Here is a 20,842-nt window from a genome sequence, read left to right on the forward strand (position 1 = left end):
CCGTTTTACCGCCGGTAAAATTCGCTAATATGGATGCTACAAACAATCAAGAACGACGCAGTTATATATCTAGGACTCTTTATGATATCATGGCTAACATGATGTTTGAGAGTTCAGACTATAAAAATACTGTATTCTCATCTCTTATAGAAGCTGCTAAAATTCATGGATTTAAGAAAAAAATAGTTGATGATTTTGAAAATAATGCGGTTACTTATCGAGATTTAATATTAAAATCTTTTATCCTAGGTGATTTAATCAAAAAGAATAATATCTTTGGCAGAAATTTAGGCTTAATGTTGCCTAATACCACGAATACGTTAATTACTTTTTACGCTATGCAATCTAACGGTTATGTTCCTGCCATAATTAACTGGAGCAGAGGCATAAGTACTATTATTAACTCCTGTAAACTTGCACAAATTAAAGTAGTTTACACTTCAAAACAATTTATTGAGAAAGCAAATTTATATGAGTTAATAACTAACTTATTAGATTTCGGTATTAAAATAATATATTTAGAAGATTTTAAAAATCAGATTGGTACAGCTCTAAAACTAAAAGCAAAAATAGGAAGTTATTGTGCCCAAACTTATTACAATTATTTTTGTCGTAATCGTGATGAAGAAAAACCGGCAGTGATAATTTTTACTTCGGGTACTGAAGGTGAACCTAAAGCCGTATTATTATCTCACAGAAACTTACAAACTAATAGATATCAAATAACTGCTAAAGTACCTTTTAGCCCTGACGATATAGTATTTAATGCGCTACCGCTATTTCATTGTTTTAGTCTTAGTGGTGCAATTATTACAACTTTAAACGGTATTAAGCTGTTTCTATATCCTTCTCCACTAAATTATCGTAGCATTCCTGAAGTTATATACGATATTGGAGCAACTATATTAATTTCTACCGATACTTTTTTAAACGGTTATGCTAATTACGCTCACCCATATGATTTTTACTCATTACGCTATATATTTGCCGGTAGCGAGAAATTAAAAGAATCTACAAGACAATTTTGGCTTAATAAGTACGGCATACGTATTTTTGAAGGATATGGGATTACAGAAGCCTCACCTATTATAGCTTGCAATACCCCTATGCATAATAAAGCAGGCACGGTAGGAAAATTATTACCGAAAATTGATTATAAGCTTGAGAAAGTAGAGGGAATAAATGAAGGGGGACGTTTATTCATCAAGGGTCCTAACATCATGCTTGGTTACTTGGACTTAGAAGGTTACCGTACTTATAAAGAATGGTACGACACAGGCGATATAGTCAAAATCGATTCTGAAGGATATATAACAATTTTAGGACGTTTAAAACGCTTTGCTAAAATAGCAGGGGAAATGATATCTCTTACAAAAATTGAAGAACTTGCAAGCGAAATTGATCCTGATTCCTTGTACGCTGCTATTTCTATTCCCGATAAAACGCACGGAGAAAAGATTATTTTACTTACTACCGGTTCCGATATAAATAGAGAGAACTTTGCAGATACTGTATCTAAAGCTCAAATTTCTTTACTACATTTACCGAAAGTAATTATTACCGATTCAGAAATACCTCTACTTACAAGCGGCAAAATTGATTATCTTGAGATTATGAAAAATGTGGATAGATTCTAACGTCATTGCGAGCGACTGCAAGGAGCGTGACAATCTCAGGAATTGTGCCTGAAATTGCTTCGTCGACGCCTATGGCGTCTTCTCGCAATGACGGAAAAAAACGCCACACACAACAACACTGGTCAAGCCACGGGGCAACATTTATTTTTTCTTTTGACTATTAATAGCAACATTCAAAACTATTTAAACCACTTACCTAATAACTCTTGATTCTCCATAATTTCAGGTAACACCTTCCAATATGATAGAGTTACAAGTTTACCTTTACTTTGATATACAAATGACTCAGAACCGAAAGATTAAAAATATTCATAAGTGCTTAGGTCTGACTTAAAATATAATTCATTGCTCTTAATAATTCCTATCGTAACACCACACTTATATATACCATATCCACCAAACATTGCACGAACGGCTACTGAACCATATGGTTCTAACAATTCTTTGACATATTCAGTAAATTCATTTTTGTTCATAATAATCGCTTTAAATACAACAAACCATAAATAAACGTACCTAATATAATAAACAATGGAGTTAAAGGTAAATCAAAGTAGAAAGAGCTAAATGCGGCACAAAAATTAATAAATAAAGATATAAGAATTGATATTATAATCATCTGGGAGGGGCTATATGCTACAAACCGTGCAATCATTGCAGGAATAAGTAAAATAGCAGTTACCATAAGTACTCCGACAATCTTTATAGCAGAAAATACCGATAATGAGAGAAGAAGTAAAAATATTAGCTCAATAATATTAACCTTTAAGCCTTTTATGACGGCAATATCTCTATTGATAATGATAAGAAGAATTTGATTATAAAAATATACTATAAAGCCTATAATAGTTATTAGCACTATTGCAAGTATCATCAAATCATTAAAAGATATGGATAAAATATCCCCAAACAACAAATTCACTATATTATTCTGCAAAGAAGTAAAATAATTAATAACTAAAGCAACAGCTAGCATAAAGCTAGAAATCAAATTAATAACTGCGTTTTTTTCAGAATTATTTTTAAAAATAAACACAAAAAACGAAAAAAGAATTGCAACTATTATGCCTGAATATATTAATGGAACATGTGCTATAATACTTATGCTAGCCACTAAAAAACTACTATGAGCAAGCCCGTCACCGAAATAAATATATCTCTTCCATAGGGCAATGCAGCCAAGCGGGGCAAATATGCAGCTAATTAAAATTAAGGCTAGTATTATTAAAGTCATCTGAGTATATTATATATGTTTGTTGTATGGCCTCTTGTTATCCCGTGGCTTAACCACGGGATCCACTAAAGTTCTTAGGCTGTACTTATGGAGCCCGTGGTCAAGCCACGGTATGACATTGGAAAGAATCATAGACTATGTCTTCAATCGATAAAAAAGAATTAGAAAAATTTGAGAAAATTTCTCATAATTGGTGGAATAAGGACGGAGAATTCGGTATCTTACACCGAATAAACCCTATTCGCCTTGAATATATAATAGAGAAAATAACTACGCATTACAATAGACACCTTTCCAAACTCGCTTATAGAGAGGAATTTGTAGGAAACAGCACCGCAGCGTACATAGAAGTACGTGAGGATGCGAGCAGCGGATTGACTCATAAATTACCTCTAGAAGTAGAGTTTGAGAAGATGTCTAACGATATTTCTAAATTAGAAATATTAGACATCGGTTGCGGTGGAGGGTTAATTGCAACGCCTTTAGCGGCTCAAGGTTTTAACGTTACAGCCATTGATGCACTGCAAAGTAATATTGAAACGGCAACTGCTTATGCTACGGAAAACGGCGTAAAGATAAATTATTTACAATCTACTATAGAAGAATTAGAAAGTGACAAGCTATATGATGTGGTAATTTGTCTTGAGGTTATTGAACATGTAGAAAACGTACAGCAATTTATACTAAATTTGGTGAAGCATATTAAGCCAAACGGTATGGCAATAATTTCTACGATTAACCGTACTAAAAAAGCTTATATACTTGGAATAATAGTTGCCGAATATATTTTAGGTTGGGTACCAAAAAACACTCATGATTATAGCAAATTCCTAAAACCGTTGGAAATTTATGAAATGCTTACGGATACCGAAATTGAAATTAAAGAACTGAAAGGCTTGGTATATGATCTGGCTAAAAATGAGTGGAAATTAAGCGATGATATAGACGTAAATTATTTTATGTGTTTGGGGAGAAAGAGTATGTGTTATCCTAGCTAACTTGATCAGCCTTGTTGCATGAATACCGAATCGTCATTGAGCGCGACTGTAAGGAGCGTGACAATCCAGAAAAATAATAAAAAAATGCTAATTTTTAGCATTTTTTACTGGATTGCTTCGTCGATTGCTATGCGATTTCCTCGCAATGACGCAAAAACTGATCCATGCAACAAAGCCGACTTGATCGCGGGATCTAGTTAAACATACTAATAATATTAGTATGTTTAGTTGTTTTCTGGATACCGTGGTCAAGCCACGGTATGACACAGTGCTTAGTATATATTTAAAAAAGATAATAAATGACTAATAACGTAATTACTAGATTTGCTCCGTCACCGACGGGGTTTTTACATATAGGTTCGGCAAGAACCGCCCTTTTTAATTATTTGTTCGCAAGGCATCATAACGGTAAGTTCTTGCTTCGCATTGAAGACACTGATAAAGAAAGGTCAACTAAAGAAGCAGTAGAAGCTATATTCTCAGGTCTAAAATGGCTAGGGCTTGATTGGAACGGTGAGGTTATATTCCAGTCTAAACGTAATAATCTTTACAAAGAAGCTGCACTAAAATTACTGCAAAACGGTAAAGCATATTATTGTTTTACTAGCCAAGAAGAAATAGAAAGACAGCGGCAACAAGCTTTAGAAAATAAACAGCATTTTATTTTTAATAGCGAGTGGCGTGACAAAGATCCATCTATCTATCCTACTGATATTAAGCCGGTAATACGTCTAAAAACTCCAAGAGAGGGTAGCATAACAATTCATGACACCTTACAAGGTGAGGTAGTAATTGAAAACTCTCATATAGACGATATGGTACTATTAAGAGCAGACGGCACTGCTACTTACATGCTAGCCGTTGTAGTAGACGATCATGATATGGGTATAACTCATATTATTAGAGGTAATGATCATTTAACCAATGCAGCAAGGCAACTCGCTATTTATCAGGCTTTCGGATATGAAGTACCGAGCATGACTCATATACCGTTAATTCATGGAGCAGATGGAGCAAAATTATCCAAAAGGCATGGAGCATTAGGCGTTGAAGCTTATAAGGATATGGGGTATTTACCGGAAAGTTTGTGTAATTATTTACTGCGTCTTGGATGGAGTCACGGCGATGATGAAATTATCTCAATGACTCAGGCTATAGACTGGTTTAATCTTGATTCACTCGGTAAATCACCTTCTAAGCTTGATTTTGCTAAGATGAATAGCCTTAACGCTCATTACTTAAGAATGCTTGACAATGATAGCTTAACTTCAAAGACTGTAGAGATATTGGAACAAAATTATAATAAACTTCTTCGGAAGCGCGCTTATAGGAAGGAATTTGAAGGAAACACGGAACGCAGCACCGCAGCGTATATAGACATACGTGAGGATGCGAGTACCGGATTGACGTACAAATTACCCCTAGCAGTAGAGTTGCCGAAGAAGTTTAAGGTTAGTGAGCAGGAAATAGGCTATATCAAACAAGCAATGCCAAGCTTGTTAGTTAGAAGCGAAACATTACTAGAACTAACACGCCTTGCTCAAATTTATCTAGTAGATTCGCCTATCATCTACAATCAAGATTCAAAAGAAATTATAGAAAATTGCGATAAGAATTTAATCAAACAAATTATAGAAAACTTAAGCGAACTTGAGCAGTTTGATAAGGAATCCGTACAGAATAAATTTAAAGAAATAGCAGCAGCAAACGACTTAAAGCTGAATGACATTATGAAACCGGTAAGAGCTTTAATAACAGGTATGACTGCATCACCTAGCGTATTTGAGATTGCAGAAATTTTAGGAAAAGAAAATATTTTAAAAAGGTTAAAAATTATATGAAAGATTGTATAAAAAAAATTGCTTTTGTTTTTAGTGGATTATTTATAATAACCGGCACTTTTGTTTTGTATAGCATAGGAAACGTCAACGCATCAACAGCACCAAAAAAGTACGGAGCTTGGACTTTAAATTGTACTCTTAATAATGAGAAAAAACAACTTTGCTTCTTATCACAACAAATTAATAATCTAGAGAAAGATAAAGAAAAGGAAATATTAGCCATTTATCACATAGGTTATTTCAATGGGGAGCAAGAAGCACAGGAATTAAACATAATAGAAATAGTCCCGTCAAATGTTCAAATTCCGGCAGGTACAGTTATTAATAGCGGTGACAAACGAATAGCAGCCGGAAAATATGTAAATTGTACAGTAAACGGCTGTCAGGCTTTAGCTATTATTACAAAAGACGATCTAGACATGATTTTATCAAACGATAATTATATAGAACTAATTACCGCAGACGGCAAACAAGCTAAAATTTCATTTATAAAAGACGGCTTAAAGGAAGGCCTAAAAGCTTTGAGTAGATAGTAACGCAAGAATTTAAGCATTGTTGTGTGGATACTAAACCGTCATTGCGAGCAACTGAAAAGAGCGTGGCAATCTCAAGGTTTTGGTCCGAGATCGCTTTGTCAAAATTTTCAATTTTTCCTCGCAATGACTGACGACTACTTGGGTATCCGCACAACAAAGCTTTGAGTCGCTTAGCGTATAACCACTCGCTATTAAGTTGCTTTAAAGCTTAATTAAGCATCGTGATGATGGTGTCCATGTCCAGGCCCTTCACCGCCTAAACTTGCTTCATATTCAAAAACCCATGATTGATGAAATGCCATGCCGGTATCAGCGACTATCCATCTTTCTAAAAGAACGCGAAATCCTGCTTCTCTTTCCGGAAGAATTATTGAGTGATCCGTAGAAGCAGGTAATGGATGGCTCCAAAATGGTTTTTCTTGGCTTATATTTTCAAAAAATGTCTTAAGCTCATTAAAAGTTAGTCTTTGAGAAAAGTCAGTAGGATGATCAGTGATCGCATATGTATAACCACGTGTTTTATGTGCCATGGTATAATCCCAATGTATATCAAACTTGTCACCGACTTTTACTTTATGAACATGATGGTACTTGTTTCCATCTCTCCAATCAAATGTTTTATCAGATGAAAATTGTTGCATTTCTGCATTAGTATAATTAACAGAATCTCTCTCATCTTCTTTTCCACTGCTAAGAAGATGTCCCTCTTTAATTGTCGGTGCACTTAGAGTATCATCAGGAACATCAACATCACCAGGAAAGGATTTTTGCCTCCTTCCATCTCATTTTGCTGTGAGCTATCCTTTAACAACTTTAATTCTTCGCAAACTCAAGCCATTGTCTTCGGTAAAGTTACTGCCTCATGATATGGGGTAACACCTAAGATATGCGAAAATTTCTTATCGTACTCTGCTTTATTAGGAACTATTTTGTTATCAACTAGTTTTTTAGTCATAATTTACCTTTAATTTAAATCGTATTTCGATATATATAAAAATAGATTGAATAATAATCTATCTTTACAATTAACAATGCTTACTAAATTTTTAATATATTGTAAGAAGTTATAAAAAACTACTAAAGTGAAAAAATATTTGAGAATAAATAAAAAATGCTTTTCTTTTTATTAAGTTTTATTAACTATTTTTATATTTTTACTTAAGATACTAGCTATTATTATAGTAATATATTCAATTTATCATGTTAACAAAAATTAATATTAATGTAATGTAACTGTGTAAAAAAAAATCACAAAAATATAATCCTATTTAAAAATCAAGATATAGTTTAACTTGTGCTTAACCATTGATTATCGATAAATTTAAAAAATAAATATCATGTTTTTCTAAAATCTTATTAATTTTCTTATAAAAATATTTTATACTAATTGTATGCATATACTCTTTTTAAAAGGTTTATGGAAGATATTGATATTTGGCAGAAAAAATTTGAGGTTTGTGATTATAGTAAAAAATTAATTGATCGAATTAAATATTTGAATACTATAGTAGGCTCACCTATATATAACAGAAATTGAAAAAGATCTTTATTATACCCATAAATGTCATGCTTCTCAAATACGTCAATCAGGGGAGCCTTATTATTCTCATCCTATAGAAGTTGCAATCATGCTTGCAGATTTTACAACTCTTGAAGCTCCTAAACTTTACAAATCATATATGATAAATGTTGCCCTTCTTCATGATACTATAGAGGATACAATACTTACACATGCTGATATTAGCAAAATTTTTGATAAGAATATTGCCGATAGCGTAGAACGTTTAACAAGAATTAAGCCGTACGGTAAAATTAGCTCCGGTGAAACACTAAATTTACTAATCCAAGAACAAGGATATGATATCGCACTTATTAAAGTATTTGATCACCTACATAATTTACAAACTATAAATGCTAAATCTACGGACAAGGCTTTAGAAACAGTAAAAGACACTATAGAAAGCTTTTTACTCATAACAGCTTATTTAGAAATACGAACCGTAGAACCACAACTATTAAATGTTTGTACTAATTTTATCAAGCAACATTTCCCTTCAGAACAAAAAGAAATATTTCAAAAAGTCGGTTTACGCAATTTCTTTTTTAAACTTCAAAATAATACAAAATAAAAAAACAAATTAAATTTGTGTCCAAGATAGAAGCCGTCTTGCATCTTGGATATTCATTATTTCAAACTTCTTCCTAAAGGAGTAGGCATATACTTTAAAAAAAAAGAAGTGTATCTCAGCTAAAAACTATTTTTATATTTCCAGTGTGCAGCTTCACCGCTCTCTGCATGATAATGCATCTTATGATCATGTATTTGTATCTCTATTTTATAATTATCCTCAGTTGTGATAATAGTATGCAAAGATTGATAGCCGTTTGGTTTAGGATTAAGAATATAATTTTTAAATTTATCCTTTTCATACTCATAAAGATCATGAACTACTTTTAAAGCTTTATAACATTTCTCTTCATCTATTACCACTATGCTTATCACAAAAATATCTGTTAATTCTTCTAACTTTATACCCTTACGATATAATTTATATAAAATTGATATTGGATGTTTGATCCTACCTGTTATTTGAGCAGCAATATCATGTTTAGATAAATTATGACTTAAATGTTTAATAACCCTTTGAAGCAAAACTACCTCTTTAATTTATACTAATTCAGTTAATAGTTATACTTACGAATAACTAAACACCAATTAAAGCAATAAACTTGATTAAGTTCTATTAATATTTCTAATTAATTTGCTATTTTTAGTAAATATTAATAAAACCCAGCTTTAGTTGATATTAATAGGAAAAATTAAGATTGTGGCGAGCTTCGCACTACCCTACCCTATTATTTTATCTTTTATCCTAAATTCACATTATTTAGATTGCTTTTAGAACCTAATTTTTTAAGTTTTATATATAAAATTTAAATTATCTTATTTTAGTCTTTCTTAACTGTATAAATTATAAGATTTTTTTAAAATAAGAATAGTAATTTTTCTAAAACCTTACTAATTTTAGTTAGCATAGTTTAACCGACCAAAAGCTAGAAACTGTTATTACTAATTTTTTAAATTAAACGAATATATACATTATAGATTAACCTTGCCTATAGCTGCAACAAGAAATCTATTCTTAATAATTAAAAGCGTAAAACCGCTTTAAACCTTTTGATCATCCTATATAAGGCTGTTAACAAAATAACTTTAATTGATAATTAAAGAGATTTTTAAACGAAAATTAATAAGATTTTTACAGTAAAAAATATCCCTATTTCAAAAAAATCTTATAATTTGCAGTTAAAAAGAATTTAATTAGCTTTAAAATTATTTTGTTAACAGTTTCATAGGATAAATACCAAAGGTTGAGCTGTTATAATTAATTAAAAAATATTTACAATCATTTATTGAAATAATTACAAGAAATTCTATATTTTATTTTTTGAGGAAGAGTTTTATTAAAGAGTTTATTTTCAAATTAAGCAAAGAATCGCTTTAAAACCCATTTGTTGCATAAATCAGTTTTTCAGTGTCCTACTGCGACTTAATAATGTGTTGTACGACACGTTGTTAGAATCGTCATTGCGGAGCAGGCATTGCCTGCGTGGACCAGTTTCTTAATTGTCATCCTGCGAGCTTGTAGCTGGATACCGTGGCCAAGCCACGATATGACATTGAACAGGTTTTGCGGTCCACGCAACAATGCCTCCTTACAATAAAGGGAACGAGCAATACAACAAAACGGGTTTATTAGATCTATTGCATAACCTATCTTATAGAGATATAGACTTAGAAATCCATACCGCCCATACCTCCCATACCGCCACGCATTGGCATTGGCTCTTCCTTATCAGAAGGTTCGTCAACAATTAAAGTTTCCGTGGTAATAATTAACGAAGCAACGGAAGCAGCATCTTGAAGTGCAGTACGTACTACTTTAGCCGGATCAATAATTCCTGCTTTAATCATATCGACATATTGCATATCTTGAGCATTAAAGCCATAATTTTTATCCTTATGTTCTAGTAATTTACCAACTACTACGCCACCGTTTTCACCGGCATTTTCAACAATCTGTTTTAGCGGATCTTTTAAAGCTTCTATTACTATTTCAATACCTGCTTGTTGATCCTTATTCTCTACTTTAAGCTTTGTTAAAAGTTGTGATGCATGAAGTAATGTTACACCGCCACCGGCAACAACACCTTCCTCAACTGCCGCTCTTGTAGCAGCAAGTGCATCTTCAACACGATCTTTACGCTCTTTCACTTCAACTTCCGTAGCACCGCCAACCTTTAATACGGCAACACCGCCGGAAAGTTTAGCTAAACGCTCTTGTAGTTTTTCTTTATCATAATCAGAAGTAGTTTCAGCTATTTGAGATTTAATTTGTAATACTCTATCTTCAATATTTTTCTTATCACCGTTACCGTCAACAATTACGGTATTTTCTTTAGAAATTGTTACTCTTTTTGCCGTCCCTAGACTCTTAATACTCACATTTTCAAGCTTCATACCTAAATCTTCAGTAATAAGCTCACCTTTAGTGAGGATAGCAATATCTTCCATCATTGCTTTTCTTCTATCGCCAAAACCAGGAGCTTTTACTGCCGCAACTTTTAAACCACCACGTAATCTATTGACTACAAGCGTTGCAAGAGCTTCGCCCTCAACATCCTCAGCAATAATTAATAGCGGGCGTTGTGATTGTACTACAGCCTCAAGTATAGGTAACATCGGTTGTAAATTTGATAATTTTTTCTCAAATAGTAAGATGAAAGGATTTTCAAGCTCAGCAACCATTTTTTCGGAATTCGTTACAAAATACGGTGATAGATAACCTCTATCAAACATCATACCTTTAACTACTTCAACATCGAAGCTAAAATTCTTTGCTTCTTCAACGGTTATCACGCCTTCTTTACCGACTTCCTCCATTGCCTTAGCAATTTTCTCACCAATTTCCTTATCACCGTTTGAAGAGATAGTACCGACTTGTGCGATTTCCTCTTGGCTATTGATTTTTTTACTGGATTTTTTAATTTCTTCTACTACTGCGTTTACCGCTAAATCCATACCACGCTTTAAATCCATAGGATTATAACCGGCAGCTACTAGCTTATTACCCTCACGAGCCAAAGCTCTAGCAAGTACCGTAGCTGTAGTAGTACCATCACCGGCTACTTCTGCAGCTTTTGTAGCAGCTGATTTTAATAGCTGAGCTCCCGCATTTCTAATTTTATCTTTTAACTCGATCGATTTTGCAACCGTCACACCGTCTTTGGTAATTTTCGGTGAACCGAATGATTGCTCGATAAGTACATTTCTGCCTTTTGGACCTAAAGTAACTTTTACTGCATCTGCAAGTATATCAATGCCTTCTAGCATTTGCTCACGAGCTTTTGAGCCGTGTTTAATAAGTTTTGTTGCCATATTTAATTTCTCCTTAAAACAAATAATTAATTAATAATACCAAATACGTCGCTTTCTTTCATAACGATCAGTTTTGCGCCTTTAATTTCAATTTCGGTGCCTGCCCATTTACCGTATAAAACTTTATCGCCTACTTTTAGCTCTAAAGGATGAATTTCACCTTTTTTATTACGAATACCATTACCTACGGCTACTATTTCACCTTGCATCGGCTTTTCTTTTACAGTATCCGGAATAATAATTCCACCTTTAGTTTTTTCTTCTTGTTCGATAGGCTTTATTGCAATTCTATCATGTAATGGTTTAAAAGACATTTTAACCTCCAATTATTAAATTTTTATAATGTACATACTATATATGTTTTATTTTTGTTAGTTCAAGGGGCAAGAATAAAATTTTTTTTATTATGAGGTCTATTCTTTCTCAAAATCCTCTAAACTAGTGCCGTGTTTAGTTTTACTCCATTTCAAATTCAAAGGGCAGAAAATTATTTCAAATACTGCTTTATATGAAGCTACAGTATGTAATATAAAACAACTAGTCCATAAGATCAAAACTACTATATCCTGAAATTTTACTTTTCCGCTTTTTAAAGAATTTTTTAATAATATACAGAGCTATACCATATAGATATAAAAGCGAAAAAATACTATTAATAAGCCATAAATAATTAATTATAGAATTTTTATTTATAACAATAGAAATATTATAAAGGGTAAACTCCAAAAATTATAAGTAGATAAGCCGATGAAAATATAAATTGTTATTACTTGCAATAAAGTAAACTTTTGGCATTTATCTTTTTGTGCTTTAAATACCAAAAATGTTTGCAAAAAGCCTTGAATCCAACGTGATCTTTGATTTAGCCAATTACCTAAACTATTCGGAGCTTCTTCTAGAGTATAGGAATCACGAATAGCTACTTTATACTTTATAGTTCTGCGAGTAAATTCTTATACCAAGCTCGACATCTTCTGTTACATTATAAGCATCCCATCCGCCAAGCTTATTTAATATATCCGTTTTAAAATGATTACTAGTACCCCCAAGAGATATAGGAAGTTTTAGCAAACTTAATCCTTTCAAGATATATTCAAACCATAAACTATATTATATATTAAACATTTTGGTTAAAATATTCTCATTTTTATTATAAAAATTAAGCTTAGCTTGAAGACAAGCATATTCTAGAGGCAAGTTTTTAAACATTGCTAGAGCTTTAAGTAGCTGTTCAGGTTTATCTTCAGCATCATATACTACTAGATACTCGCCACGTGAATATTCTAGAGCATAATTAAGGGCTTTCGGCTTAGTTCTTGGTAGACTGTTCGGAACAGATATAACATGAAAATAAGACGGTAAATTATATAACACTATTTCTTTAATCATTAGATAATCGTCATCTTCGATGATAATTTTAACGCCTAGCTTATCTTTTGGATAATTAATTAATGAAATATTTTTAATTATTGACCTTAACTTACTTAATTCTTTATATAACGGTACTAAAACTGTATAAACCGGTAAAGCTTTCTCCTCATTTTGAAAAATTTGTGATTCCACCGAATGATTTTTAGTACTACTTGTTTTGTGAAGCGATTCCACCTCTGTCATCCCGCGACTTGATCGCGGTATCCAGTTAAAAATACTAATATTAGTATTTTTAACTGGATACCGTGGTCAAACCACGGTATGATACCGAATACACTTTTTTCAATCCATGCAACCCTACCGAAGGCGATTCTCTTACTGCCCTTATAAATAACAGAGATTTTAAAATATTTTACAAACAATAGCTTATATTATTAGCAACATGAAATAAAACCGGCAGATAAATCAATGTGGCTATAAACACAACGAAAAATATTATTATTTTATTGGTATAATTAATATCTTTAGCAATAATCGGTCCGACTTTAAATTCAAGAGCATATTTTTCTTTAATACTAGTTAAATGGGCGAAATTTTTTTCTAATAATTTATAAAAATAATATTTCTTGATTAGCATTATAGATCTAAAAATATTATTATTACTAAACAATATTTTTAGATCATTTATAGCAGTTATAGTTATTGTATTACCGTGAACATCTTCATATATACAATAACCATTCACTACATAGGCTTGTATATAAGAATAATTATAAATTTTAATATAAGAAATATTGCTTATTAGCGGCAATATTCTATTGTCATATAATATATCAATCATTATCTCATTATCGATAATTGCTTCTTCGATCATAGCTTTTAAACTAGTAGCTTGTTTTTACCTAATAAATTTTTATCTCTGATTATCTGTAATATTATATCTTCATTTACACATCTAACCATGCTGAAAAACTTATACCTGATATTTTATATTTCTTATTTGAAAGACTGCGATCCCAAAAATAACCGATTTGAGCAGTTAACAAGTTTCTATTCTCTTTACCAAAATTAATTATCTTTGCAATTCCTAACTGCTCATAAACTGAACTATCATATACATAGCCGTAATTTTGCCGAGTATGGTATTTTGTAAAACTTGTAAGCATTATGCCGTTTTTAAATTTAATCCCTTCACAAGTAGAAAAATTATAATACATCTTCTTAGAACCAATATTAATTGAATATCCAAAGCTAAATATATTTTGATTAAAAATAGTAACAGGGCGGATATTTTTAGACATTCCCATTAGTAAAGATATCTTGCCTAAAAAATCTTCCTTAAGTTTTTTACTCTTACTCATTAAAATTTTAGGCTGAGCCGCAATAACAAAATCTTTATCTTCAAATAGCTTCAATTTATAGTAAATAGAAGCATCCGTGCTTATGTTTTTTTCATTCAAAAATTTATCTTCTTTGTACAAAAAATGTACTCCAATATTTTGATTATCGGTAATACCGTATTCTACAGTACTAATTACAAATTGCTCATATTGATCAGAGGATAATTCTACTATCTTCTGCTCTAATCTTTTTATTTGTCGTAAGATTTTTGCATGAAGACTCGGCTGATCGCTTACTTTTTTGAGGTATTCCCATAGATAAGCTACTCTTTCTCTTATGTATAAAACGGCTTCTTCTCTTTGCTTTTTCTCGTTTTTTGATATCTTATTAACTTTATTACCCCCTACAATATATCTATATCTTCCCTGCTCTAACAACCATGCCGAAGCATATACCTTATTAATATCAAAAATAATTATAAGGCATACTAGACAATAATATAATCTCATAACCGCTTAAATTTAAAAAATACATTATAATAGTAATTATAAATTGGGTAAAGAGCTAGGTTAAAAAGTTTTTAATTGAAGTAGTATATGGAATATTGTAGTAATGATTTTATAACTTAAAATTCATTCAAAGAGGAAAATATGAACGATCCAAAATATAGAACTATTACTTTTACCGAAGAAAGTAGAACAGCAAATATTAATATATCCCCCGATAAAATAACAATTGGAGCTAATCAGCGTGTTACGTTTGTAGTAGTGTTAAAGTAACAGATCTTAATCATAAGGTATTTATAAATAATACCAATCGAGATAAGATAATTATATTATCAGGTGAACATATTGCTTTTGATGATAATCCATACGCTTAATAAATACGTTATTCTCGTGGAAGATTGGTTGCGTGGATACATGCACCGTCATTGCGAGGAGCAAAGCGATGCGGCAATCCAGAGGCGGCAATCCAGAGAAATAATAAAAAAATGCTATAAATTAGCATTTTTTGCAATGACGGGACAACTGATCCACTTAACAACTTTCTAAGACCCAAGCAGTACCTGATTTTGTAGTTTAAATAATTCCGCAGCTCCGCCTTTAGCAAGTTTTAACATTGCTAAAAACTGCTCTTCGGAAAAAGGATTTTTCTCTGCCGTGCCTTGTACTTCGATTAAATTACCGTTACCTGCAAACACAAAATTACTATCCACGTCCGCATCACTATCTTCTAAATAATCCAAATCTAGTATCGCCTCACCTTTATATATACCGCAAGAAATAGCTGCAATTTGACTAATTAACGGGTTCACCTTTAAAACTCTCTTTTTCATCAAGGACCTAATAGCTAGGTGCAATGCTACGTAGCTCCCTGTTATTGCTGCAGTTCTAGTACCGCCGTCAGCATTAATAACATCACAATCTATGATAATTTGCCTCTCGCCGAGTTTCTTCACGTCAATTACACATCGCATCGCCCTACCTATTAAACGCTGTATCTCTTGCGTTCTTCCGCCTTGTTTTCCGAGTGCCGCTTCTCTTTTAATACGCTGTGATGTAGAACCGGGAAGCATACCGTACTCGGCAGTAATCCAGCCTTGATTTTGTCCCCTTAAGAATGGCGGTACGGTAGTTTCACAAGTAGCACTACACATGACATGTGTATTACCGATTTTAATAAGACATGAACCTTCCACATTAATAAGCGGGGATAATTCTAATGAAATAGGACGTAATTGGTTGCTTTTTCTTCCTGACTGTCTCATAATACAATTTGTACTCCATAGGTAAAAATAAATAGTAGACGAAGTTTAATTTAGAAAAGAGTAAGGCGTTTCATATTTTTTGACTGCAGCATACATACTAGTACGTGAGGATAAAAAAATACGAAACAACGACGCCAATATTTCAAATTAAACGAGTATACCATTGAAAAAATTTTTATTATATCTATATATATCTCAAAAAAGAACATAAATATAAAGTAAATAATATGATAGACGATAATATAGAAAATAATGAACAAACAATAAATGATATTGCTGAAGAGATAGTTGAAACGGCAAATCCGGAGATAACAGCGTTAAAAGCCGAGATTGAAGAGCTAAAAGATAAGCTAATAAGAACCACTGCCGAAATAGACAATACAAGAAAGCGTTTAGAAAAAGCACGTGACGAAGCAAAAGATTATGCAATTGCTACATTTGCTAAAGAACTACTAAATGTTAGTGATAATCTTTCAAGAGCATTAGCACATAAACCGGCAAATTCTGATGTAGAAGTCACAAATATTATTGCAGGCGTTCAGATGACTAAAGACGAACTAGACAAAGTCTTTCATAAACATCATATTGAAGAAATAAAGCCGGAAATAGGATCAATGTTCGACTATAATTTACATAATGCAATTGCGCAGATAGAACATCCTGATCATGCACCGAATAGTATTATTACTTTAATGCAATCAGGATATAAAATTAGAGATAGACTACTTCGTCCTGCTACCGTACAAGTAGTTAAAAAATCTTAATACTCGATCAACTTCAAAAATTGGCGTCGTCGTTTTACAAGAGCTTCGGTTCTCACGTATTAATATAATACGCTGTGATCTTCGCCTTGTGAACTCCTAGCTCTTTTTGAAGTTGATCTTCGTATAGGAAATGGGGAAAAGAATATGAATAGAACCGTTATATTTTGGCTAGTTTTTTTAGGGCTTTTTATAAGCGGTTTTATGCTAATTTCAGACGCAATAAAACCATTTTTTATCGCATTTATAATATCTTACTTACTACAACCTGCTATAGGTTTTATCGCATCAAAATTTAAAATATCAAATAAATTTGCATCAAGCATAATTTATCTGATATTTTTGAGCATATTTTTCTTAAGCTTAACTATCTTAGTACCGATAATTTATGGACAAATTTTTACTTTTATAAATAATATTCCAAAATATAACAATTATTTACAGGCAGAAATATTACCGCCTATAATGGCAAAAATTTATTCGATAGAACCTGATATTGCCGATAAAATCAAGAATTCTTTAAGCAATTTTATAAATAGTATATTTACTATACTTGGCAGTATTGCTAATAATTTTTGGCATTATACTATTATAACTATTAACATATTTGTTTTATTTTTACTTATACCTATAATATTATTCTATTTCCTACGTGATTGGGCTAAAATTATTGCAAACATAAAATCATTATTACCTATAAAAACCCGACCAAAAATCCTTGGAATATTATCGGCAATTAATAATCTGTTATCTGCTTACATAAGAGGACAGCTAAATATTTGCTTATTATTATCTACTTATTATAGTATTGCATTTACCGTAATAGGTATTGATCTCGCTCTTTTACTTGGCATTTTAACAGGATTTTTAGTTATTATTCCTTTCCTTGGTACTTTTATATCGTTTCTTTTAACTCTAATTATCGGCTATTTAACTTTTGGTGTAACTACCAAATTACTATATATAATGATAATTTATCTAGTTGGAAATATTTGCGAGTCTTATATTTTCACCCCTAAAATTATCGGTGATAAAATAGGGTTGCATCCTCTTTGGATTATATTCTCAATTTTTGCCTGCGGCAGTTTATTTGGAATTATTGGAATATTTTTTGCTATACCGATTGCAGGGATTACAAAAATTTTACTTTTGAATCTAATTAAATTTTATAAATCTAGCAAATTCTATCGAATAGACGGCTAAAAAATTCTTATAACAGTGCAGCAATATATATTTCGTTTTACTACTTCTAATAAATATCATCCTGATGAATTTATTGTTTCTAGTTCTAACGATCAAGCTTATAATATTATAAAAAATTGGCAGTACGGCTTTGGCGTTAACCCTTATAAATTTACTTTATTAATTAAAGGACCTTCTTCGTCAGGCAAAACTTATTTAACCAAAATATGGCAAAATTTAAGCAATGCCTATATTATTAAAGATATTTTTTTTAATGAAGAAATTTCAGAAAAATATAATGCTTTCATCATTGAAGATATTGAAAACTGGCAAGAGCCGATATTACTTCATATATTTAATATTATTAACGAAAAACAAAAATATCTTTTACTTACCGCATCTGATAAAAGCAGAAATTTTACTTTACCCGATTTATCTTCACGTATTAAATCAGTACTTAGTATTCTATTAAACTCACCTGACGATGAATTAATCAAAATTCTAATATTTAAGCATTTTGCTATGTCTTCGGTAACAATATCCGGACAAATAATAGATTTTCTTTTAGTAAATTTGCCTAGGGAATATTCTAAAATTATAGCAATATTAGACAATATTAACTATTTTGCTTTAATTTCCAAAAGAAAAATAACAACTTCATTAGTCAAAGAAGTTTTAAATAAGTATAATCATAAAACATTGTAACTTTTTCCTTGACTTGAAAGCTTCTCAATATAACCTTTCTATAAATTAACTTTTTAGCAAAAATTGTGTTGGGATACAAAAAAAACAAAAAAGTTTAAACAGAGAACAAAAATGGACTATAGGCATAGACTTACTATCTATAGGTACTTTTTTAGAATATTTTGATCTTATGCTATATGTTCATATGGTAGTACTAATTAATGAGCGTTTCTTTCCGCAATATGATACTCACGTTAATCGACTTCGTGCAGTTTTTTCTTTTTGTTCTACTTTTATTTTTAGACCCTTAGGAGCTTTATTATTTGGCTGGATAGGAGATAATATAGGTCGGAAATCCACAGTCATTATTACCACTATTTTAATGTCATTTTCTTGCATCGTTATGGCTAATCTTCCTACTTATGCCCAAAGTAGATACTAGTGCCGCCTGGATAGTAACAATATGCCATATAGTGCAAGGTATGTCATCCATGGGAGCAAGAGTAGGAGCAGAATTATATTTAACGGAATCTGTTGGAGTTCCTAAACGCTTTCCTGCCTTAGCATTTGTAGGGGTGTGTGCTAGCTTAGGATTAACTGTGTGGCGTAGCAACCTTAGTTACATCCTATGGCTTTAATTAGCGTATCGCATTTTGGGTAGGTGCAGGAATTGAATTAATAGGTAGTGCTGCTAGGACTACTTTGCGAGAAACACCGGATTTTGTTGATGCTAAGCGTAGAATACAAGAAACGATAAAAGATAGTAATATAATTGATGTAGCAAAGATAAAAAATAATCCTGTATGGCAGGAAAAAGTTAATAAGAAGACTGCAATCTATTATTTTTTAATACAACTAGCACAACCAGTATGGTTTTATTTTGCTTATATTCATTGTAGTAATATACTTAAAGATTCGCTACACTATACCACTGAAGCAGTAATACATCAAAATTTCATTATTTCTATAGTAGAATTTTTTGTAGCACTAGCACTTACGTGTTTATGCTATAAATTTCATCCACTAAAAATTTTAAAAACGCAATTAGTAATATTTTTAACTTTTCTTCTATCTAGTCCATTAATATTAGATAATATAACGCAAGGTTGGCAAATTCTCTTAATTCCACTAATTGTAGTTACTTTTTCTCCAAGTGAATTCCCGGCAATTCCAATATTTTATAAAAGTTGTCCGGTTTTAAAACGATTTACCTATGCCAGCTTTATATATGCTTATTCAAGAGCCGCTATGTATGTAATTAGTTCTTTTGGGCTTGTTTATTTAACAGAACGTTTTAATAATTTAGGATTGTTGATGATAGTAATTCCTATTATTATATTGTATAGCCTCGGTATATCACATTTTAAAAAGCTAGAAGTTGAAGCAGGAAATTATTATTGAATATAAAAGGCGAAATGCGGCTTGCACCTTTTATATAAATTAAATTAGTTATATACTTTATCTTCTTTAGCTAATTCAGTTTTAATTCTTTCAAGCAGAGCAAAAACCTTACAATATTCTTCAAGCTTTTTGTTGATTTTTTGCAGCTCATCTAAAGTACTACTAAAATCTTCTTGTATTAAATAGGTTTCTACAGTTTTATTCTGCTCTAATGTTTTAAGCATAATATCTTGTAACAATTTATTATAGTGATTTTCTAATTTAGGTGTATTTGACATAATGATTAATAAATAACTTTGTATTTTAATTAATATATGAATTTTTTAATAATACAATCACTTTTAGTTAGTGTATGTTATTATTTATCTCTCTTTGCTCTATTAACACTAATTCATGATAAAGATTTACCTTAAATTTGCATTTTAAGTAATTTAATTATAGATAATTATTAACAAATTTTAATAATTATTTATCTATAATGCACCCTAAAACAGATTAAAGGCATACAAATAGAGCGAATAGAATTGCAAGACCTATAGAAGAAGAAAATAAATATGCACAATAACTAGAAAAAGATTTAGATATTGTAAAGGCATCATCCAATAATATAGACACAGTACCTAAAAAGCAGCCTCCAATATTTAGAAG

At 31.5% G+C, this 20,842-nt stretch carries 26 protein-coding genes; 12 read left to right on the top strand and 14 right to left on the bottom strand.

Features of this window, described 5'->3' with window-relative positions; all coding sequences use genetic code 11:
• Nucleotides 1–1,637, top strand: a 1,637-nt coding sequence (locus tag RGRA_RS0106200; RefSeq protein WP_024547370.1) for an AMP-binding protein, incomplete at its 5' end; no start/stop codon positions are given.
• Between the two features lie 299 nt (nt 1,638–1,936).
• Here RGRA_RS0106200 and RGRA_RS12150 read toward each other — a convergent pair.
• Both RGRA_RS12150 and RGRA_RS0106210 read right to left on the bottom strand, forming a co-directional pair.
• On the bottom strand, nt 1,937–2,113 hold the full coding sequence (locus RGRA_RS12150; RefSeq protein ID WP_017442443.1) for a TfoX/Sxy family protein: 177 nt from the start codon (nt 2,111–2,113) through the stop codon (nt 1,937–1,939).
• A complete protein-coding gene (locus RGRA_RS0106210; RefSeq protein ID WP_017442444.1) occupies nt 2,110–2,871 on the bottom strand; it encodes a metal ABC transporter permease in 762 nt (253 codons plus the stop codon). Before RGRA_RS0106210 ends, RGRA_RS12150 begins: the two co-directional genes overlap by 4 nt.
• 137 nt (nt 2,872–3,008) lie before the next feature.
• Here RGRA_RS0106210 and ubiG point away from each other — a divergent pair, with 137 nt between their 5' ends.
• The 3 genes from ubiG (at nt 3,009) to RGRA_RS0106225 (ending at nt 6,243) form a co-directional block, all read left to right on the top strand.
• Complete coding sequence (ubiG, locus tag RGRA_RS0106215; RefSeq protein WP_017442445.1) at nt 3,009–3,869, top strand: bifunctional 2-polyprenyl-6-hydroxyphenol methylase/3-demethylubiquinol 3-O-methyltransferase UbiG; 861 nt, start codon at nt 3,009–3,011, stop codon at nt 3,867–3,869.
• Nucleotides 3,870–4,168: 299 nt separating this feature from the next.
• Entirely contained in the window at nt 4,169–5,710 is a 1,542-nt protein-coding gene (gltX, locus tag RGRA_RS0106220; protein WP_017442446.1) for a glutamate--tRNA ligase, read from the top strand.
• Nucleotides 5,707–6,243 carry an invasion associated locus B family protein gene (locus RGRA_RS0106225; protein ID WP_017442447.1) on the top strand — a complete coding sequence of 179 codons (537 nt, stop codon included), beginning with the start codon at nt 5,707–5,709 and terminating at the stop codon, nt 6,241–6,243. The genes gltX and RGRA_RS0106225 overlap by 4 nt, the downstream gene beginning before the upstream one ends.
• 215 nt (nt 6,244–6,458) lie before the next feature.
• Here the strand turns inward: RGRA_RS0106225 and RGRA_RS0106230 are convergent, their stop codons facing one another.
• Both RGRA_RS0106230 and RGRA_RS14160 read right to left on the bottom strand, forming a co-directional pair.
• A complete protein-coding gene (locus tag RGRA_RS0106230) occupies nt 6,459–6,959 on the bottom strand; it encodes a lytic polysaccharide monooxygenase (protein WP_330216869.1) in 501 nt (166 codons plus the stop codon).
• A gap of 116 nt (nt 6,960–7,075) precedes the next feature.
• Complete coding sequence (locus RGRA_RS14160; RefSeq protein ID WP_017442450.1) at nt 7,076–7,201, bottom strand: hypothetical protein; 126 nt, start codon at nt 7,199–7,201, stop codon at nt 7,076–7,078.
• Between the two features lie 622 nt (nt 7,202–7,823).
• Between RGRA_RS14160 and RGRA_RS09300 the strand changes: the two genes are divergently transcribed.
• Nucleotides 7,824–8,375, top strand: a complete 552-nt coding sequence (locus RGRA_RS09300; protein WP_236609843.1) for an HD domain-containing protein — start codon at nt 7,824–7,826, stop codon at nt 8,373–8,375.
• A 119-nt stretch (nt 8,376–8,494) separates the two neighbouring features.
• Here RGRA_RS09300 and RGRA_RS0106245 read toward each other — a convergent pair whose 3' ends face one another.
• From RGRA_RS0106245 to RGRA_RS0106270, 8 genes are all read right to left on the bottom strand, one after another.
• Nucleotides 8,495–8,899 carry a bifunctional (p)ppGpp synthetase/guanosine-3',5'-bis(diphosphate) 3'-pyrophosphohydrolase gene (locus RGRA_RS0106245; protein ID WP_017442453.1) on the bottom strand — a complete coding sequence of 135 codons (405 nt, stop codon included), beginning with the start codon at nt 8,897–8,899 and terminating at the stop codon, nt 8,495–8,497.
• A gap of 1,143 nt (nt 8,900–10,042) precedes the next feature.
• The gene (gene groL / locus RGRA_RS0106250) at nt 10,043–11,686 is read right to left on the bottom strand and encodes a chaperonin GroEL (RefSeq protein WP_017442454.1); all 1,644 of its coding nucleotides are present in this window, start codon (nt 11,684–11,686) and stop codon (nt 10,043–10,045) included.
• 26 nt (nt 11,687–11,712) lie between these two features.
• Nucleotides 11,713–12,000 (bottom strand): co-chaperone GroES, encoded by a 288-nt coding sequence (locus RGRA_RS0106255; protein WP_017442455.1) that lies wholly within the window; start codon nt 11,998–12,000, stop codon nt 11,713–11,715.
• A gap of 99 nt (nt 12,001–12,099) precedes the next feature.
• Nucleotides 12,100–12,240 carry a hypothetical protein gene (locus RGRA_RS13780; RefSeq protein WP_169720535.1) on the bottom strand — a complete coding sequence of 47 codons (141 nt, stop codon included), beginning with the start codon at nt 12,238–12,240 and terminating at the stop codon, nt 12,100–12,102.
• Nucleotides 12,241–12,610: 370 nt separating this feature from the next.
• Nucleotides 12,611–12,757, bottom strand: a complete 147-nt coding sequence (locus RGRA_RS13785) for a hypothetical protein (RefSeq protein WP_169720536.1) — start codon at nt 12,755–12,757, stop codon at nt 12,611–12,613.
• A gap of 39 nt (nt 12,758–12,796) precedes the next feature.
• Nucleotides 12,797–13,300 carry a glycosyltransferase gene (locus tag RGRA_RS13790; RefSeq protein WP_017442457.1) on the bottom strand — a complete coding sequence of 168 codons (504 nt, stop codon included), beginning with the start codon at nt 13,298–13,300 and terminating at the stop codon, nt 12,797–12,799.
• Between the two features lie 169 nt (nt 13,301–13,469).
• Nucleotides 13,470–13,931 carry a hypothetical protein gene (locus tag RGRA_RS09310; protein WP_236609840.1) on the bottom strand — a complete coding sequence of 154 codons (462 nt, stop codon included), beginning with the start codon at nt 13,929–13,931 and terminating at the stop codon, nt 13,470–13,472.
• Between the two features lie 73 nt (nt 13,932–14,004).
• Entirely contained in the window at nt 14,005–14,538 is a 534-nt protein-coding gene (locus tag RGRA_RS0106270; RefSeq protein ID WP_024547371.1) for a hypothetical protein, read from the bottom strand.
• Between the two features lie 510 nt (nt 14,539–15,048).
• On the opposite strand from RGRA_RS0106270, the gene RGRA_RS14165 reads away from it, so the two are divergent.
• Nucleotides 15,049–15,177 (top strand): hypothetical protein, encoded by a 129-nt coding sequence (locus RGRA_RS14165; protein ID WP_017442462.1) that lies wholly within the window; start codon nt 15,049–15,051, stop codon nt 15,175–15,177.
• 269 nt (nt 15,178–15,446) lie between these two features.
• Here the strand turns inward: RGRA_RS14165 and rph are convergent, their stop codons facing one another.
• Nucleotides 15,447–16,166: a ribonuclease PH gene (rph, locus tag RGRA_RS0106280; protein WP_017442463.1), complete on the bottom strand. Its 720-nt coding sequence runs from the start codon at nt 16,164–16,166 to the stop codon at nt 15,447–15,449.
• A 227-nt stretch (nt 16,167–16,393) separates the two neighbouring features.
• On the opposite strand from rph, the gene grpE reads away from it, so the two are divergent.
• The 6 genes from grpE to RGRA_RS10960 all read left to right on the top strand — a co-directional run bounded on the left by grpE (nt 16,394) and on the right by RGRA_RS10960 (nt 20,194).
• Entirely contained in the window at nt 16,394–16,930 is a 537-nt protein-coding gene (gene grpE / locus RGRA_RS0106285) for a nucleotide exchange factor GrpE (RefSeq protein WP_017442464.1), read from the top strand.
• Nucleotides 16,931–17,074: 144 nt separating this feature from the next.
• On the top strand, nt 17,075–18,130 hold the full coding sequence (locus tag RGRA_RS0106290; RefSeq protein WP_017442465.1) for an AI-2E family transporter: 1,056 nt from the start codon (nt 17,075–17,077) through the stop codon (nt 18,128–18,130).
• Nucleotides 18,131–18,145: 15 nt separating this feature from the next.
• Complete coding sequence (locus RGRA_RS0106295) at nt 18,146–18,814, top strand: HdaA/DnaA family protein (protein ID WP_017442466.1); 669 nt, start codon at nt 18,146–18,148, stop codon at nt 18,812–18,814.
• Nucleotides 18,815–18,998: 184 nt separating this feature from the next.
• Nucleotides 18,999–19,235: an MFS transporter gene (locus tag RGRA_RS13795; protein ID WP_236609844.1), complete on the top strand. Its 237-nt coding sequence runs from the start codon at nt 18,999–19,001 to the stop codon at nt 19,233–19,235.
• Nucleotides 19,216–19,431 carry a proline/betaine transporter gene (locus RGRA_RS13800; RefSeq protein WP_236609841.1) on the top strand — a complete coding sequence of 72 codons (216 nt, stop codon included), beginning with the start codon at nt 19,216–19,218 and terminating at the stop codon, nt 19,429–19,431. The genes RGRA_RS13795 and RGRA_RS13800 overlap by 20 nt, the downstream gene beginning before the upstream one ends.
• Before the next feature lie 64 nt (nt 19,432–19,495).
• Nucleotides 19,496–20,194, top strand: coding sequence for a hypothetical protein (locus RGRA_RS10960; RefSeq protein ID WP_017442467.1), 699 nt, complete (start codon nt 19,496–19,498; stop codon nt 20,192–20,194).
• Between the two features lie 44 nt (nt 20,195–20,238).
• Here the strand turns inward: RGRA_RS10960 and RGRA_RS0106305 are convergent, their stop codons facing one another.
• The gene (locus RGRA_RS0106305; RefSeq protein WP_017442468.1) at nt 20,239–20,472 is read right to left on the bottom strand and encodes a hypothetical protein; all 234 of its coding nucleotides are present in this window, start codon (nt 20,470–20,472) and stop codon (nt 20,239–20,241) included.
• Between the last annotated feature and the right edge of the window lie 370 nt (nt 20,473–20,842).

The sequence above is a fragment of the Rickettsia gravesii BWI-1 genome (assembly GCF_000485845.1).
Taxonomy (GTDB): Bacteria; Pseudomonadota; Alphaproteobacteria; order Rickettsiales; family Rickettsiaceae; genus Rickettsia; species Rickettsia rickettsii.

Bases quoted from the DNA above. Each gene is read 5' to 3' on its own strand.
- RGRA_RS12150 (WP_017442443.1), bottom strand. From the start codon at position 2,113: ATGAACAAAAATGAATTTACTGAATATGTCAAAGAATTGTTAGAACCA.
- RGRA_RS0106210 (WP_017442444.1), bottom strand. From the start codon at position 2,871: ATGACTTTAATAATACTAGCCTTAATTTTAATTAGCTGCATATTTGCC.
- ubiG (WP_017442445.1), top strand. From the start codon at position 3,009: ATGTCTTCAATCGATAAAAAAGAATTAGAAAAATTTGAGAAAATTTCT.
- gltX (WP_017442446.1), top strand. From the start codon at position 4,169: ATGACTAATAACGTAATTACTAGATTTGCTCCGTCACCGACGGGGTTT.
- RGRA_RS0106225 (WP_017442447.1), top strand. From the start codon at position 5,707: ATGAAAGATTGTATAAAAAAAATTGCTTTTGTTTTTAGTGGATTATTT.
- RGRA_RS14160 (WP_017442450.1), bottom strand. From the start codon at position 7,201: ATGACTAAAAAACTAGTTGATAACAAAATAGTTCCTAATAAAGCAGAG.
- groL (WP_017442454.1), bottom strand. From the start codon at position 11,686: ATGGCAACAAAACTTATTAAACACGGCTCAAAAGCTCGTGAGCAAATG.
- RGRA_RS0106255 (WP_017442455.1), bottom strand. From the start codon at position 12,000: ATGTCTTTTAAACCATTACATGATAGAATTGCAATAAAGCCTATCGAA.
- RGRA_RS13790 (WP_017442457.1), bottom strand. From the start codon at position 13,300: ATGACAGAGGTGGAATCGCTTCACAAAACAAGTAGTACTAAAAATCAT.
- RGRA_RS09310 (WP_236609840.1), bottom strand. From the start codon at position 13,931: ATGATCGAAGAAGCAATTATCGATAATGAGATAATGATTGATATATTA.
- RGRA_RS14165 (WP_017442462.1), top strand. From the start codon at position 15,049: ATGAACGATCCAAAATATAGAACTATTACTTTTACCGAAGAAAGTAGA.
- rph (WP_017442463.1), bottom strand. From the start codon at position 16,166: ATGAGACAGTCAGGAAGAAAAAGCAACCAATTACGTCCTATTTCATTA.
- grpE (WP_017442464.1), top strand. From the start codon at position 16,394: ATGATAGACGATAATATAGAAAATAATGAACAAACAATAAATGATATT.
- RGRA_RS0106290 (WP_017442465.1), top strand. From the start codon at position 17,075: ATGAATAGAACCGTTATATTTTGGCTAGTTTTTTTAGGGCTTTTTATA.
- RGRA_RS13795 (WP_236609844.1), top strand. From the start codon at position 18,999: ATGGTAGTACTAATTAATGAGCGTTTCTTTCCGCAATATGATACTCAC.
- RGRA_RS13800 (WP_236609841.1), top strand. From the start codon at position 19,216: ATGCCCAAAGTAGATACTAGTGCCGCCTGGATAGTAACAATATGCCAT.
- RGRA_RS0106305 (WP_017442468.1), bottom strand. From the start codon at position 20,472: ATGTCAAATACACCTAAATTAGAAAATCACTATAATAAATTGTTACAA.